The organism is Pseudomonas frederiksbergensis (assembly GCF_001952935.1).
In the GTDB taxonomy this organism is placed as follows: Bacteria; Pseudomonadota; Gammaproteobacteria; order Pseudomonadales; family Pseudomonadaceae; genus Aquipseudomonas; species Aquipseudomonas frederiksbergensis.
The window spans coordinates 2,353,056-2,367,148 of the sequence record NZ_CP018319.1; the positions used below are offsets into that span (position 1 = coordinate 2,353,056).

Genomic DNA, 14,093 nt, shown 5'->3' on the forward strand with positions numbered 1-14,093 from the left:
GAATGCCGCCATGGACGCTCCGCGTCCGCTCGGTAATGTGACGCTGAGCGTCACGGGATGCATTCCCACGCGGAGCGTGGGAACGATCAACGGCTAGTCCTGCTACCCTTGCGCAAAATCCCACCCGAGAGGACCCATGGCCTTTCCAAGCCGCCATTCGCTCTTCCCCTTCCTCAGCTGGATGCCTCGGCAAACCCGCGCCAGTGTCGGTCGTGACCTGATTGTCGGTCTCAGCGGTGCGATTCTTGCGTTGCCGCAATCCATTGCCTACGCGCTGATCGCCGGTCTCCCACCTGAATACGGCCTGTACGCTGCGATTATCCCAGTGCTGATCGCCTGTCTCTGGGGTTCTTCGTGGCACTTGATCTGCGGTCCTACGGCGGCGATTTCTATCGTCTTGTACGCCAGCGTCAGTCCTCTGGCCGTTCCGGCGTCAGAGGACTACGTCACCCTGATCCTGTTGCTGACGCTGCTTGCCGGCATTTTCCAGTGGTTGCTCGGTTTGCTGCGCTTCGGCGCCTTGGTCAATTTCGTCTCGCACTCGGTGGTGCTGGGTTTCACCCTCGGCGCGGCGGTGGTGATTGCCATCGGCCAACTGCCGAATCTGCTGGGGCTGGATTTGCCCAACCAGGCCACAGCGCTGAACAGCTTGGTGACGCTCTTCAGTCACCTCGGCGAAGTGGACAAACCGTCGCTGATGCTGGGCCTGGCGACGGTCGTCGTCGGCGTCATCCTCAAATTGCTCCTGCCGCGCTGGCCGACGCTATTGATCACCCTGGTGCTGAGCGGATTGCTGGTCTGGCTTTGGCCATCGATGTTCGGCCATGTGCAATTGGTCAGCGCATTTGTCGGGCGACTGCCGCCCTTCAGCCCGTTGCCGCTGGATCTGGAGCTGATTCTGCGTTTGCTACCCAGTGCAGTGGCGGTGGGCATGCTCGGGCTGGTCACCAGTTTGTCGATTGCCCGCTCCTTGTCGGCCCGCTCCCAGCAGTTGCTCGACGCCAACCAAGAAGTCCGCGCCCAGGGTTTATCGAACATGGTCGGAGCGTTTTTTTCCGGATCGCTGTCAGCCGGTTCCTTCACCCGCTCCGGCCTGAGCTACGAAGCAGGCGCCTGCTCGCCGATGGCCGGTGTTTTTTCGGCGGTGTGGGTGGCGCTGTTCGCCATCTTCGGCGCGAATTTGATCGCGCACATTCCGATCCCGGCCATGGCCGGCAGCATTTTGTTGATCGCCTGGGGGCTGGTGGATCATCGCGGCATTCGCGCGTTGTTGCGGGTCAGTCGCGCCGAGTTCCTGGTCATGGCGCTGACCTGCGTCGCCACGCTGCTGCTGGAATTGCAGACCGCGATCTACGCCGGGGTGCTGGCTTCGCTGTTCTTCTACCTCAAACGCACCTCGCAACCGCGAGTCCAGCATTGGCAGGATGGGGATGAAGACATTCTGCGGGTGGGCGGTTCGATCTTTTTCGGCGCCAGTCATTACCTGCAAGTACGCCTGCAACGGATGCACGGCGCGCGCGTGGTGATCGAAGCGCAGCAGATCAACTTCATCGATTATTCAGGCGTGGAGATGCTGCATCAGGAGGCGCGGCGGCTACTGCGCCAGGATCGCAGCCTGACCCTGCGGCGCGCGCGGCCGCAGGTGGTGGAGGAATTGCGGAAGCTGGAAGGGGCGGAGAAGTGCCCGATTCGGTTTGAAGATTAAACACATCCTTGGCTAAAACACCAATTCCTGTGGCGAGGGAGCTTGCTCCCGCTCGGCCGGGCTGGCGCACCAGTGCGAAGCGCCCGCAGATTTTTAGGGTCGCTACGCAACCCAGCGGGAGCAAGCTCCCTCGCCACAAAGAATTACAGCGCGAGTTGGCGGCGAAGTTCGGCCAGCACCGGCGCCGTGTCCGGGCGCACACCGCGCCACAGGAAGAAGGCTTCTGCCGCTTGTTCAGCGAGCATCCCCAAGCCATCCATCGACACCGCCGCGCCATGTTCACTGGCCCAACGGCAGAACGAGGTCGGCTCCTTGCCGTACATCATGTCGTAGCACACCGTTTTGCCCGGCTCGATCAAACTGCTGGCAATCGGCGGTACATCCCCTGACAGGCTGGCGGACGTCGCATTGATGATCAGGTCCACCGACTCCTTCAACCAATCAAAACCACTGGCCGACACCGGCCCCAGGTCCGCGAATAATTCCGCCAACAGTTCGGCTTTTTCCACCGTGCGGTTGGCGATGATCACCGAGGCGGGTTGCTCGGCCAGCAGCGGCTCCAGCGCGCCGCGCACCGCGCCACCGGCACCAAGCAGGAGGATGCGTTTGCCCTTGAGGCTGAAACCGGCGTTGACCGTCAGGTCCCGCACCAGCCCGGCGCCATCGGTGTTGTCACCCAGCAGGCCGCCATCAGCGAGTTTGCTCAGGGTATTCACCGCACCGGCGCGTTGCGCCCGCGCCGTCAGACTGTTCGCCAGACGATAGGCCTCTTCCTTGAACGGCACTGTCACATTCGCCCCGCGGCCTTCGAGGAAAAACGTCCGGGCGCAGGTGGAAAAATCGTCGAGGGGCGCCAGCAACGTGCTGTAGTCCAGTTTCTGAGCCGTCTGCTCGGCGAACAGACGGTGGATCAGCGGCGACTTGCTGTGGCCAATCGGGTTACCGAATACGACGTAACGGTCCATCAGGATTCCTCGTTCAGGCCTTGGCCAACCAATCGCGGTCTTGCAGGAAGTACTCGGTCAGCCGCGCTTCTTCGCTGCCCGGCTCGGCTTTCCAATCGTAACTCCAGCGTACTTGCGGCGGCAGGGACATCAGGATCGACTCGGTGCGCCCGCCCGATTGCAGACCGAACAGCGTGCCACGATCGTAGACCAGGTTGAATTCAACGTAGCGCCCACGGCGGAATTCCTGGAACTCACGCTGTTTGGCGGTAAACGCATCGTTTTTGCGGCGCTGCACGATCGGCAGGTAAGCGTCGATGAACGCGTCACCGATGGCACGCATGAAGGCGAAACTGGTGTCGAAGTCCCACTCGTTCAAATCATCAAAGAACAGCCCGCCGATACCGCGTGGCTCGTGGCGATGCTTGATGTGGAAATAGCTGTCGCACCAGGCCTTGTACCGCGAGTACACGTCCGGACCGAACGGCGCACAGGCCTGCTCGGCGACACGGTGCCAATGCACGCAGTCTTCTTCATTGCCGTAGTAAGGGGTCAGGTCGAAGCCACCGCCGAACCACCACACCGGTTCTTCGCCTTCTTTTTCAGCGATGAAAAAGCGCACGTTGGCGTGGGACGTCGGCACATGCGGGTTGTGCGGGTGAATCACCAAAGACACGCCAAGGGCTTCGAAGCCACGGCCGGCCAGTTCTGGTCGATGAGCGCTGGCGGACGGTGGGAGGCCGCTGCCGAAGACGTGGGAAAAGTTGACGCCGCCCTTTTCGATGACCGCGCCGTTTTCGATCACCCGGGTGCGACCGCCACCGCCGGCAGGCCGGGTCCAGGCGTCTTCGACGAACTGCGTGCCGCCGTCTTCAGCTTCGAGGGCCGCGCAAATGCGGTCTTGCAGGTCGAGCAGGTAGGCTTTTACGGCCTCGGTGCGGGTCGTCATGTCATCACCTTGAATCGGGCAAAGCTACGCGGCGCTCCATGGGAGCGGGGCCGGCGCAAATGGGCGCGTAGCATAACATCGCAGATGGGCCTGCCACAGTTGACGAAGATCAAGCATGGGAGTTCGATAGGGAGCTTCGCGCTACAACTCCAGTAGCCAAGACCTAAGGAGAGTTCTGATGGCTAAGCGTATCCAGTTCCGCGCCCATGGCGGCCCCGACGTACTCGAGTATGTCGATTACCAACCCGCCGAACCCGGCCCGCAGCAGGTTCGCGTGACCAACAAGGCCATCGGCCTGAATTTCATCGACACTTATTACCGCAGCGGTCTCTATGCACCGCCGGCCCTGCCATCGGGTGTGGGCTCGGAAGGTGCGGGCGTGGTCGAGGCGGTGGGCAGTGAAGTCACCCGGTTCAAAGTGGGAGATCGCGTGGCGTACGGCAGCGGTCCGTTAGGCGCCTATAGCGATGTTCACGTGTTGCCGGAAGCCAATCTGGTGCACTTGCCGGACGCGATCAGCTTCGAACAGGCCGCCGGGGTCATGCTCAAGGGCCTGACCGTGCAGTACCTGCTGCGTCAGACGTATGAACTCAAGGGTGGCGAAACCATCCTGTTCCACGCCGCGGCCGGTGGCGTCGGCTCCCTGGCTTGCCAATGGGCCAAGGCCTTGGGCGTGAAGTTGATCGGCACGGTCAGCTCACCGGAAAAAGCCGCACTGGCGAAGGCCAACGGCGCTTGGGCGACCATCGATTACAGCCATGAAAACGTCGCACAACGCGTACTGGAATTGACTGACGGGAAAAAAGTCCCGGTGGTGTACGACGGCGTGGGCAAAGACACCTGGCTGACTTCGCTTGATAGCGCGGCGCCTCGCGGCCTGGTGGTGAGCTTCGGCAACGCGTCGGGTGCGGTAGACGGGGTGAACCTGGGCATTCTGTCGGCGAAGGGTTCGCTGTACGTGACCCGCCCGACCCTGGCGACTTACGCCAACAATGCTGAAAACCTGCAGCGTATGGCGGATGAGCTGTTTGAGATGATTACCAGCGGCAAGCTGAAAGTGGACATCAGCCAGAAGTACCCATTGGCCGAAGCGGCGAAGGCGCAGACCGAGTTGTCGGCGCGACGTACGACTGGCTCGACTGTTTTGGTGCCCTGAGGGCCTCTTCGCGAGCAAGCCCGCTCCCACATTGGTTAGGTGTCGATCACCAATACCCTGTGGGAGCGGGCTTGCTCGCGAATAGCCGCACCTCGGTCTTAATCCGGGCGGATGACGTTGCCCGTCGCCAGATCGCGAATCACGCTCGGATTCTTGCGCCCACCCAGATTCCCACCCAACACGTAATCGACCTGCCCACGGAAATACTGCTCGACGCGAATCCGCGTCCGCGCCGCCAGTTGGCCCTGCGGGTTGGCCGACGTTGAAACCAACGGCCCAACTACCGCGCACAAATCCCGTACCAACGGATGATCGCTGACCCGCAATGCCACCGTTTCATGCACGCCGGTAATCCACTGGGGCAACATATTCTGATGCGGCACCAGCCAGGTGTTCGGCCCTGGCCAGGTGCTGGCCATGCGATCCATCCACAATTCAGGAAAGTCTTCGAAGAGGAAGTCGAACTGGCGAATGTTGTCGGCCACCAGGATCAACCCTTTTTCCACCGACCGCCCCTTGATCGCCAGCAGACGATAGACCGCCTCTTCGTCCCACGGGTCGCAACCCAGACCCCAGACCGCTTCGGTTGGGTAGGCAATCACCGCGCCTGCGCGAATGGCTCGTGCGGCTTGTTGCACACGCCAACTGTTGACCATGAAAAACTCTCCGGAATAAGGCTCTGCGCAGTTTACCGATCTTCCTTATAAAACCTAGCTCACCCGCGCAAACCAGCGCCCGCTTTCGCAGACCGCCCGGCCGTCCATTTCCAGCTCCGTCAGCGCTGCCAGCACTTTTGGCAAGGCCCAGCCGCTGGTGACGGACAACGCTTCACTGGTGTGAGGCGCGGCATGCAGCAGCACGAGCAACGGATGTGTCACCGCAGGTGTCGCTGTGGATAACGGCAAATGCTGCCAGCCGCGCAATGCTTCAAGGATATGCTCGATGGTTTCCACCAGCACCGCGCCGTCGCGAATCAGCTGATGACACCCCTTTGCGCCCGGGTGATGAATCGACCCTGGGATCGCATACACCTCGCGCCCTTGTTCCGCCGCCAGCCTCGCGGTGATCAACGAACCGCTGGCGACACTCGCCTCGACCACCAGTACGCCCAGGGATAAACCGCTGATGATCCGATTGCGCCGGGGGAAGTTACTGGCGGTCGGCCCGGCGTCCAGCGGGAACTCCGAAAGCACTGCGCTGCCCGAGGCGATCATGGCGTCTGCCAGCCGTCGATTGCGCTGTGGATAAAACTTTTCAAGTCCCGTGCCAAGTACACCGACCGTTCGCCCGCCCACGTCCAAAGCGGCTTGATGGGCGGCGGCATCAATGCCCAGCGCCAGACCACTGGTAATGACAAAACCGGCGCCGGCCAGACTGCGGGAAAAAGCCGCTGCGGTGTCCATGCCCGGCCGCGAAGCGCGACGACTGCCGACCATCGCCAGTTGCGGCTTTTCCAGAATGCCGGGATCGCCCGCCACGAATAACAGTGGCGGCGCATCACTGATTTCCGCCAGCAGTGCCGGGTAGTCAGGTTGGTCCCACATCAATAAATGCTGGCCCTGGCGCTCTAACCAGGCCAATGCATGGCTCGCGCCATCACGGATTTCACTGGAGCGCCTGGCCTCCGCGCAAGCGAGGGGCAAACCCAGCGAACGCCAGGCACTGGCCGGCGCGCTGATAGCCTTGGACGCCGAGCCGAAGGCCTCAAGCAATTTCTTGAATCGCACAGGACCGAGTTCCGGCAGGCGATGCAAGCGTAAACGAGCTTCCAGTTCCGCAGGGGAAACCGGTGCAAAAGCAGACAGCGACATGGATCATCCTTGATCGTTATGAGCCCCGTTCAAACGGGAGTAAGCTGTGGATAACTCTGTTGGTAACTTGTGGAGCCTGTTAAGGATTTCGCACCTTGTCCAGCACCGCCAGGGAGCGTGATGCATTGAGCACCAGCCCGTAGCTGAGCTTGTCGTAGGTGCGGAAAACCATCAGCAGACCGGCGCGCTCATCCGGGATTTTCAGTGGCTGACCGGTTATCCGGTCCCGCACGGTCTCGCCGGTCTTCATCACCACCAAGACGTTGCCTTCGACCAGGCCATCGCGCTGACCCTTGTTCAGCGTGACCACATCCAGCGCGCCAATTTGGGTAACCCCGCGCGGCACGTCGATGATCAGCCCATTGATCTCGGTTTTTGGCGCACTGGGCATGAAGGCCGAGTTGATGGAGCGCTCTTCACCGCTGAACAAGCGATCGCCGAGGCGAACTTCCTGAGTGGTGCGTTGCAGCGCCAGGGTAGCAACGTCGCCTTCGGTGGCCACAATTTCGCCACCGCCGATGTCGTCGGCATTGATCCCCAAAAATTCCTTAGTGTCAGGATCGGTATAGACCTTGCCCTGACGGAAGATGCCGTAAACCGGTTGAGCCAGATCGAAATGGCCGCGAGCGAAGATTCGGTCACCGGTGCCACTGAGTACGCGTTCGGCATCGCCGGCGACGATGTAAGGCGCCTTGTCGAAATCCTCGACCTTGTCGACGATGCGGTTGCTCAGCAGAAAGCTGTTGATCGATTGCAGTGGAATGCTCGGGATCGCATCGGCAACCGGGCTGCTGCGGATGCGTGGCGACAGCTTGATGGTGCCCCGGGAAGCGCCGCGGTTGAGGGTCAGACGCGGCTGCCCGTTGACATAGACCAACGACAGTGAGTCGCCGGGGTAGATGAGATTGGGGTTTTCGATCTGTGGATTCGCCTGCCAGAGCTCCGGCCATTTCCACGGCTCACGAAGGTATTTCCCGGATATGTCCCAGAGTGTGTCACCGGGTACCACGGTGTATTGCTGTGGAAAACCTTCCTTGAGTTGCACTTGCCCGTGCGCAAAACCGGCCGAGGCCAGAAGGAGCAAGGCGAGTAGTGATTTCCTCATGCGGTGAATCCCTTTATTATGTGCATTCGCGTAGAACGCCAGAGCCCTCGTGGCTCGCTCCTGACCCTTTACCAAAAGAGAAGGAGCTACGTTTTACAACGGTAGCCTGCATCTTCGGACCCGCCAGGCCATCGACCCGACATTACCTCACATGTGCAGCAATTGAGCTTATGGCCATTTTAGACATCCTCGAATTCCCCGATTCGCGCCTGCGCACTATCGCCAAACCAGTGGCCGTAGTGGACGACGAAGTGCGCCAGTTGGTCGATGACATGTTTGAAACAATGTATGAAGCGCCAGGCATCGGCCTCGCCGCGACCCAGGTCAACGTGCACAAACGTATCGTCGTGATGGACCTCTCCGAAGACCGCAGCGAACCACGGGTGTTCATCAACCCCGAGTTCGAAACCCTGACCGACGAGATGGAGCAATACCAGGAAGGCTGCCTCTCGGTGCCAGGCTTCTACGAAAACGTAGATCGCCCACAGAAGGTCAGGATCAAGGCCCTGGACCGCGACGGCCAGCCTTACGAACTGATCGCCGAAGGCCTGCTCGCCGTGTGCATCCAGCATGAATGCGACCACCTGAATGGCAAATTGTTCGTCGACTACCTGTCCAATCTCAAACGCGACCGAATCAAGAAGAAACTGGAAAAGCTCCATCGCCAGAACGCTTGATGCCCTCCTTTCAAAGGCTTGCTGCGGCAAGCCTTTTTCTTTTGCGAGACCTTTTGAATGACTGAGCCACTGCGCATCGTCTTTGCCGGCACCCCGGAATTCGCCGCCGAACACCTCAAGGCCCTGCTCGACAGCCCTTACGAGATCGTCGCGGTCTACACCCAACCGGACCGTCCGGCGGGTCGCGGGCAAAAGTTGATGCCAAGTCCGGTCAAGCAGTTGGCTCTGGAAAACAACATCCCGGTGCTGCAACCGCCAACCCTGCGCAACGAAGACGCTCAGGCTGAATTGGCCGCGCTCAAGCCGGACTTGCTGGTCGTGGTTGCCTACGGCCTGATCCTGCCGCAAGTGGTGCTGGATATTCCGCGTTTGGGCTGCATCAACAGCCACGCCTCGCTGCTGCCACGCTGGCGCGGTGCGGCGCCGATCCAGCGCGCCGTTGAAGCAGGCGACAGCGAAAGCGGTGTGACCGTGATGCGCATGGAACTGGGCCTCGACACCGGGCCGATGCTGCTCAAAGTCACCACGCCGATTACCGCGGTAGATACTGGCGGCAGCCTCCACGACCGTCTGGCGGAAATGGGTCCGCCAGCGGTAATTCAGGCGATCGCCGGCCTCGCCGCGGGTACTTTGGAAGGCGAAGTCCAGGACGACAGCCTCGCCACTTATGCGCACAAATTGAACAAAGACGAAGCGCGCATCGACTGGAGCCGTCCGGCGGTTGAGCTGGAACGCCTGGTTCGCGCCTTCAACCCCTGGCCGATCTGCCACAGCACGCTGAATGGCGAAGCCTTGAAGGTACTGGCCGCCAGCCTCGTTGAAGGGCAGGGCGCTCCCGGTGAAGTACTCGGCGCCAGCAAGGATGGTTTGATCGTCGCCTGCGGTGAACAAGGCCTGTGTCTGACTCGTCTGCAATTGCCCGGCGGCAAGGCGCTGAACTTCAGCGACTTGTTCAACAGCCGTCGTGAGAAATTCGCCGTCGGCACCGTCCTCGGTCAAGCGGCGGACGCTCAATGAATCCACGTCTGGCCGCCGCCAAGGCACTTGCTGCTGTTCTTAACGGAAAAGCCTCACTCAACAGTTCCCTGCCAACACAAATGGACAAGGTCGAAGATCGCGACCGCGGCTTCACCCAGGACCTGGCGTTCGGCACCGCGCGTTGGCAGCCGCGTTTGTCGGCGTTGGCGGCCAAGTTGCTACAGAAGCCGTTCAAGGCAGCCGACGCCGATGTCGAAGCGCTGTTGCTGGTCGGTCTGTACCAGTTGCTCTACACACGGGTTCCGGCCCATGCCGCCATCGGTGAAACCGTGGGTTGCGCCGACAAGCTGAAAAAGCCCTGGGCCAAGGCCTTGCTCAATGCCGTGCTACGCCGCGCCCAGCGTGAAAGCGAAGCGCTGCTGGCCGAGCTGGAACACGATCCGGTGGTGCGCACTGCCCACCCGCGCTGGCTGCAAAAATCACTCAAGGCGTTCTGGCCTGAACAGTGGGAAGCCATTTGCGCGGCGAACAACGCGCATCCGCCGATGATCCTGCGGGTCAACCGTCGGCATCACAGCCGCGATGCTTACCTCGGGTTGCTGACCGACGCCGGCATTGCCGCCACGCCGTGTGTTTACAGTCGGGACGGCATCATTCTCGACACCGCTTCCGACGTGCGCAGTTTGCCGGGGTTCGCCGAAGGCTGGATCAGCGTGCAGGACGAAGCCGCGCAACTGGCCGCCGATCTGCTCGACCTGGCACCGGGCCAGCGGGTGCTGGACGCCTGCTGCGCACCGGGCGGCAAGACCTGCCACATTCTTGAAGCCGAGCCGGCACTCGCGGGCGTGGTGGCGGTGGACCTGGAAGCCAAGCGTCTGGTGCGAGTGCGGGAAAACCTCGCACGCCTGGGCCTGAGCGCCGAACTGATCGCCGCCGACGGCCGCGATACCGCCACCTGGTGGGACGGCAAACCGTTCCAGCGCATTCTGCTGGACGCGCCATGCTCGGCCACCGGTGTCATTCGTCGTCACCCGGACATCAAGCTGACTCGCCAACCAGACGACATCGCTGCTCTGGCGGTGCTTCAAGGCGAGCTGCTGGACGCTATGTGGATAACTCTGGAAGTAGGCGGTGTTCTGCTTTACGCCACCTGCTCGACGCTGCCGACCGAGAACACCGAAGTCATCGAGGCCTTCCTCGCTCGCACGCCGGGCGCCCGTGAACTGGACCTCGCGACTCAGGCCGGCATCAAGCAACCTCACGGTCGCCAATTGCTGGCCCAGGACGGCGGCCATGACGGGTTCTACTACGCCAAGTTGATCAAGATCGCCGCCGCACGCGGTTAATGGGTTTTAAGGAGTGACTGGATGAAAATCATCATCCTCGGCGCAGGGCAGGTCGGCGGTTCGCTGGCAGAACACTTGGCCAGCGAGGCCAATGACATCACTGTGGTCGACACCGACGGCGAACGCCTGCGCGACCTCGGCGATCGGCTGGACATCCGCACCGTGCAGGGCCGCGGCTCGTTGCCGACGGTGCTGCGTCAGGCCGGCGCGGACGACGCCGACATGCTGGTGGCGGTAACCAACAGCGACGAAACCAATATGGTGGCCTGCCAGGTTGCCCACACCCTGTTCCACACCCCGACCAAAATCGCCCGGGTTCGTGAAGCCGCGTACCTGACTCGTTCCGAGCTGTTCGACAACGAAGCGATTCCGGTGGACGTGCTGATCAGCCCGGAGCAAGTGGTCACCAATTACATCAAGCGCCTGATCCAGCATCCGGGCGCCTTGCAGGTGATCGACTTCGCCGAAGGCAAAGCCCAATTGGTGGCGGTCAAGGCGTACTACGGCGGCCCGCTGGTGGGTCAGCAACTGCGTCAGTTGCGTGAGCACATGCCGAATGTCGAAACCCGTGTGGCGGCGATTTTCCGGCGTGATCGGCCGATCCTGCCGCAGGGCGATACGGTGATCGAGGCAGACGACGAAGTCTTTTTCATCGCCGCCAAGGCGAATATTCGCGCCGTGATGAGCGAAATGCGCCGTCTCGACGAGAGCTACAAGCGCATCGTCATCGCTGGCGGCGGGCAGATCGGTGAACGTCTGGCCGAGGCCATCGAAAGCCGTTACCAAGTGAAGATCATCGAGATGAACCCGGCGCGCTGCCGTCATCTCTCGGACACCCTCGACAGCACCGTGGTGTTGCAGGGCAGTGCCTCCGACCGCGACTTGCTGATCGAGGAGAACATCGCCGACGCCGATATCTTCCTGGCACTGACCAACGACGACGAAGCCAACATCATGTCTTCGCTACTGGCCAAGCGCCTGGGTGCGAAGAAGGTGATGACCATCATCAACAACCCGGCCTACGTCGACCTGATCCAGGGTGGCGACATCGACATCGCCATCAGCCCGCAATTGGCGACCATCGGCACCTTGCTGGCCCACGTGCGTCGCGGCGATATCGTCAGCGTGCACTCATTGCGCCGCGGCGCGGCGGAAGCCATCGAGGCGATTGCCCACGGTGATGAGAGGTCGAGCAAGGTGATCGGCAAGGCCATCGAGAACATCGGCCTGCCGCCGGGCACCACCATCGGCGCAATTATCCGCGACGAAGAAGTGATCATTGCCCACGACAACACGGTGATCGAAGCCGGCGACCACGTGATTCTGTTCCTTGTGGATAAAAAGCATATTCGGGATGTGGAAAAGCTGTTCCATGTGGGGTTGAGCTTCTTCTAACTGATCGTTCCCACGCTCTGCGTGGGAATGCCTCAACGGACGCTCCGCGTTCGGCTTCAGATGGGACGCGGAGCGTCCCGGGCTGCATTCCCACGCGAAGCGTGGGAACGATCACTGACTGAGGGGAAATACCAATGATCGAATCCCTGGAAAAAATGCTCGCCAAGGGTGTGGATAACTCATTGCTGCGCTTCGGCCTGGGCAAGGGTTATCTGGATCTTGGGGAAAACGCCAAGGCTGCAGAGCATTTCCAGCGCTGCGTCGAATTCGATCCGAAATATTCGGCAGCGTGGAAGCTATTGGGCAAGGCGCATCTGGGGCTGAAGGATTTCGCGTCCGCACGTCAGGCGTGGGAACAGGGCCTGGACGCTGCTCGCGCCCATGGCGACAAGCAGGCCGAAAAGGAAATGACCGTGTTTCTGAAGAAGCTTGAGCGGCAGGCGCACTGATCAAGGGGATTATCCACAGCAGCATCAGTACCAGCGTTCTTCACCCGGCGGCCGCTTCTTGAAGCGCTTCATGCTCCACATGTACTGGCTCGGATACGCCCGCACATAGCGCTCGACCACTTGGCTCATGGCCGCGCAGGACGTTTCGGTATCGGTGCTGTACATGGCCTCTGGCGCGGCTTCGAGAATCACTTTGTAACCCGAACCGTCCGGCAACCGCAGGGCATGCAGGAACACGCCGACCGCTTTGCCACCGGCGAGCATGTTCGGTACGAATTTACTGGTCAGCGCCTGAGTGGCGAAGAACGGCACGAAGATCCCAGCGGATTCTGCCGGTTCCGGGTCAGCGGGAATGCCCACTGCCCCCCCCTTACGCACTTCCTTGATGACGCTGAGGATGCCTTCCTTGGTGGAAGCGGCCACCCGGTTGCCCAATTGCACCCGCTGCTTGCGCAGCAAATCATCCACAGCCTTCAGCTTTGGCGGACGATAAAAAATGATCGGTTTGCACTGGTTGCAATAGAAGTGGTTCAACACTTCCCAGTTGCCCAGGTGACTGGTGATGCCGACGACACCTTTGCCGGAGGCGAGGGCATCCTTCAATACGTCGAGCCCTTCGACTTCACGCACCAGGTCGATGGAGCGCTGGGCCGGCCAGATCCAGGCACAGGCGCTTTCGGTCAGGGATTTGCCGATGTCTTTCAGGCTCTGGCCGACCAGACGCTCACGCTCGGCCGGGTCCATGTCCGGGAAACACTTGGCGAGATTGATCCGCACCACATCGCGGGAACGGTTCGGGGTTTTCCACATGACCCAGCCGATGACCGAGCCCACGGCTTGTACTGCCCGCCACGGAAGCAAGGCAAACAACCGCAGAGCGCCTACCAGCAAGGCGCCTTTCAACTTATCCACAGGTCACTCCTGATCTTGTGCTGTGCGCGAGGCGGCTATTCTAACCGCCGTTCGCCAGCGCCGCGTAGCGATCGCAATCCCGGGTGTGGTCCATGACCATGCCCGAGGCCTGCATCAACGCGTAACAAATAGTCGGGCCGACGAACGTGAAGCCGGCCTTTTTCAGGCCTTTGCTCATCTCCACGGCGGTCGGCGTCACGGCCGGCACTTCGCTGCGATCCTTGAAATGATTGATCACAGGCTTGCCATCGACGAAGGACCAGAGAAACGCCACCGGATCCTCCAGCGCCAGCCAGGCCTGGGCATTGCGCCGGGCCGCATTAAGTTTGAGACGATTGCGAATGATGCCCGGATCGAGCATCAATTCATCGATTTCGGCGTCGCTCATTTGCGCCACGCGTTGTACGTCGAAGCCGAACAGCACTTCGCGATAACGCTCACGTTTGCGCAACACGGTGATCCAGGAAAGGCCGGCCTGGAACCCTTCGAGCAAAAGCAACTCGAACAATCCCTGCGCATCGCGTAGCGGCGTGCCCCACTCCTGATCGTGATAAGCCATGTACAGCGGATCTTCGGAACACCAAAAGCAGCGTGGCATAAGGCTCCAGGGGGCGTGCGCAGGACCGAATCGGGTATACTCCCGCTCTTTAAATCGCAGCCCAAGAA

General features: G+C 61.1%; 14 protein-coding genes. 7 read left to right on the forward strand and 7 right to left on the reverse strand.

The genetic code is table 11. The annotated features are described in order from the left end of the window. Positions 1–136: 136 nt before the first annotated feature. Positions 137–1,705 (forward strand): SulP family inorganic anion transporter, encoded by a 1,569-nt coding sequence (locus PFAS1_RS10890; RefSeq protein ID WP_076029165.1) that lies wholly within the window; start codon positions 137–139, stop codon positions 1,703–1,705. Between the two features lie 143 nt (positions 1,706–1,848). Here the strand turns inward: PFAS1_RS10890 and aroE are convergent, their stop codons facing one another. Together aroE and hemF are read right to left on the reverse strand one after the other, a co-directional pair. Beyond that, positions 1,849–2,670: a shikimate dehydrogenase gene (aroE, locus tag PFAS1_RS10895; protein ID WP_076029166.1), complete on the reverse strand. Its 822-nt coding sequence runs from the start codon at positions 2,668–2,670 to the stop codon at positions 1,849–1,851. Between the two features lie 13 nt (positions 2,671–2,683). After that, entirely contained in the window at positions 2,684–3,598 is a 915-nt protein-coding gene (gene hemF, locus PFAS1_RS10900) for an oxygen-dependent coproporphyrinogen oxidase (RefSeq protein ID WP_008155665.1), read from the reverse strand. Positions 3,599–3,776: 178 nt separating this feature from the next. Here hemF and PFAS1_RS10905 point away from each other — a divergent pair, with 178 nt between their 5' ends. Next, complete coding sequence (locus PFAS1_RS10905; RefSeq protein ID WP_076029167.1) at positions 3,777–4,754, forward strand: NADPH:quinone reductase; 978 nt, start codon at positions 3,777–3,779, stop codon at positions 4,752–4,754. A gap of 98 nt (positions 4,755–4,852) precedes the next feature. On the opposite strand, the gene tsaC is transcribed toward PFAS1_RS10905, so the two are convergent. The 3 genes from tsaC to PFAS1_RS10920 form a co-directional block, all read right to left on the reverse strand. Then, entirely contained in the window at positions 4,853–5,410 is a 558-nt protein-coding gene (gene tsaC / locus PFAS1_RS10910; RefSeq protein WP_076029168.1) for an L-threonylcarbamoyladenylate synthase type 1 TsaC, read from the reverse strand. Positions 5,411–5,464: 54 nt separating this feature from the next. Beyond that, the gene (gene dprA / locus PFAS1_RS10915; protein ID WP_076029169.1) at positions 5,465–6,565 is read right to left on the reverse strand and encodes a DNA-processing protein DprA; all 1,101 of its coding nucleotides are present in this window, start codon (positions 6,563–6,565) and stop codon (positions 5,465–5,467) included. A 79-nt stretch (positions 6,566–6,644) separates the two neighbouring features. Then, positions 6,645–7,670, reverse strand: a complete 1,026-nt coding sequence (locus PFAS1_RS10920; protein ID WP_076029170.1) for a LysM peptidoglycan-binding domain-containing protein — start codon at positions 7,668–7,670, stop codon at positions 6,645–6,647. Positions 7,671–7,840: 170 nt separating this feature from the next. On the opposite strand from PFAS1_RS10920, the gene def reads away from it, so the two are divergent. The 5 genes from def to PFAS1_RS10945 all read left to right on the forward strand — a co-directional run bounded on the left by def (position 7,841) and on the right by PFAS1_RS10945 (position 12,515). After that, positions 7,841–8,347, forward strand: a complete 507-nt coding sequence (gene def / locus PFAS1_RS10925) for a peptide deformylase (RefSeq protein ID WP_074872237.1) — start codon at positions 7,841–7,843, stop codon at positions 8,345–8,347. 57 nt (positions 8,348–8,404) lie between these two features. Then, the gene (gene fmt / locus PFAS1_RS10930; RefSeq protein ID WP_076029171.1) at positions 8,405–9,364 is read left to right on the forward strand and encodes a methionyl-tRNA formyltransferase; all 960 of its coding nucleotides are present in this window, start codon (positions 8,405–8,407) and stop codon (positions 9,362–9,364) included. Then, on the forward strand, positions 9,361–10,671 hold the full coding sequence (gene rsmB / locus PFAS1_RS10935) for a 16S rRNA (cytosine(967)-C(5))-methyltransferase RsmB (protein WP_074872234.1): 1,311 nt from the start codon (positions 9,361–9,363) through the stop codon (positions 10,669–10,671). Before fmt ends, rsmB begins: the two co-directional genes overlap by 4 nt. A 21-nt stretch (positions 10,672–10,692) precedes the next feature. Beyond that, entirely contained in the window at positions 10,693–12,066 is a 1,374-nt protein-coding gene (trkA, locus tag PFAS1_RS10940) for a Trk system potassium transporter TrkA (RefSeq protein ID WP_076029172.1), read from the forward strand. Between the two features lie 134 nt (positions 12,067–12,200). Next, positions 12,201–12,515, forward strand: a complete 315-nt coding sequence (locus PFAS1_RS10945) for a tetratricopeptide repeat protein (protein WP_076029173.1) — start codon at positions 12,201–12,203, stop codon at positions 12,513–12,515. 24 nt (positions 12,516–12,539) lie between these two features. Here PFAS1_RS10945 and PFAS1_RS10950 read toward each other — a convergent pair whose 3' ends face one another. Together PFAS1_RS10950 and tag are read right to left on the reverse strand one after the other, a co-directional pair. Next, positions 12,540–13,427: a lysophospholipid acyltransferase gene (locus tag PFAS1_RS10950; RefSeq protein ID WP_074872229.1), complete on the reverse strand. Its 888-nt coding sequence runs from the start codon at positions 13,425–13,427 to the stop codon at positions 12,540–12,542. Positions 13,428–13,467: 40 nt separating this feature from the next. Then, on the reverse strand, positions 13,468–14,025 hold the full coding sequence (tag, locus tag PFAS1_RS10955) for a DNA-3-methyladenine glycosylase I (protein WP_074872227.1): 558 nt from the start codon (positions 14,023–14,025) through the stop codon (positions 13,468–13,470). Positions 14,026–14,093: the final 68 nt, after the last annotated feature.

Bases quoted from the DNA above. Each gene is read 5' to 3' on its own strand.
- PFAS1_RS10890 (WP_076029165.1), top strand. From the start codon at position 137: ATGGCCTTTCCAAGCCGCCATTCGCTCTTCCCCTTCCTCAGCTGGATG.
- aroE (WP_076029166.1), bottom strand. From the start codon at position 2,670: ATGGACCGTTACGTCGTATTCGGTAACCCGATTGGCCACAGCAAGTCG.
- hemF (WP_008155665.1), bottom strand. From the start codon at position 3,598: ATGACGACCCGCACCGAGGCCGTAAAAGCCTACCTGCTCGACCTGCAA.
- PFAS1_RS10905 (WP_076029167.1), top strand. From the start codon at position 3,777: ATGGCTAAGCGTATCCAGTTCCGCGCCCATGGCGGCCCCGACGTACTC.
- tsaC (WP_076029168.1), bottom strand. From the start codon at position 5,410: ATGGTCAACAGTTGGCGTGTGCAACAAGCCGCACGAGCCATTCGCGCA.
- dprA (WP_076029169.1), bottom strand. From the start codon at position 6,565: ATGTCGCTGTCTGCTTTTGCACCGGTTTCCCCTGCGGAACTGGAAGCT.
- PFAS1_RS10920 (WP_076029170.1), bottom strand. From the start codon at position 7,670: ATGAGGAAATCACTACTCGCCTTGCTCCTTCTGGCCTCGGCCGGTTTT.
- def (WP_074872237.1), top strand. From the start codon at position 7,841: ATGGCCATTTTAGACATCCTCGAATTCCCCGATTCGCGCCTGCGCACT.
- fmt (WP_076029171.1), top strand. From the start codon at position 8,405: ATGACTGAGCCACTGCGCATCGTCTTTGCCGGCACCCCGGAATTCGCC.
- rsmB (WP_074872234.1), top strand. From the start codon at position 9,361: ATGAATCCACGTCTGGCCGCCGCCAAGGCACTTGCTGCTGTTCTTAAC.
- trkA (WP_076029172.1), top strand. From the start codon at position 10,693: ATGAAAATCATCATCCTCGGCGCAGGGCAGGTCGGCGGTTCGCTGGCA.
- PFAS1_RS10945 (WP_076029173.1), top strand. From the start codon at position 12,201: ATGATCGAATCCCTGGAAAAAATGCTCGCCAAGGGTGTGGATAACTCA.
- tag (WP_074872227.1), bottom strand. From the start codon at position 14,025: ATGCCACGCTGCTTTTGGTGTTCCGAAGATCCGCTGTACATGGCTTAT.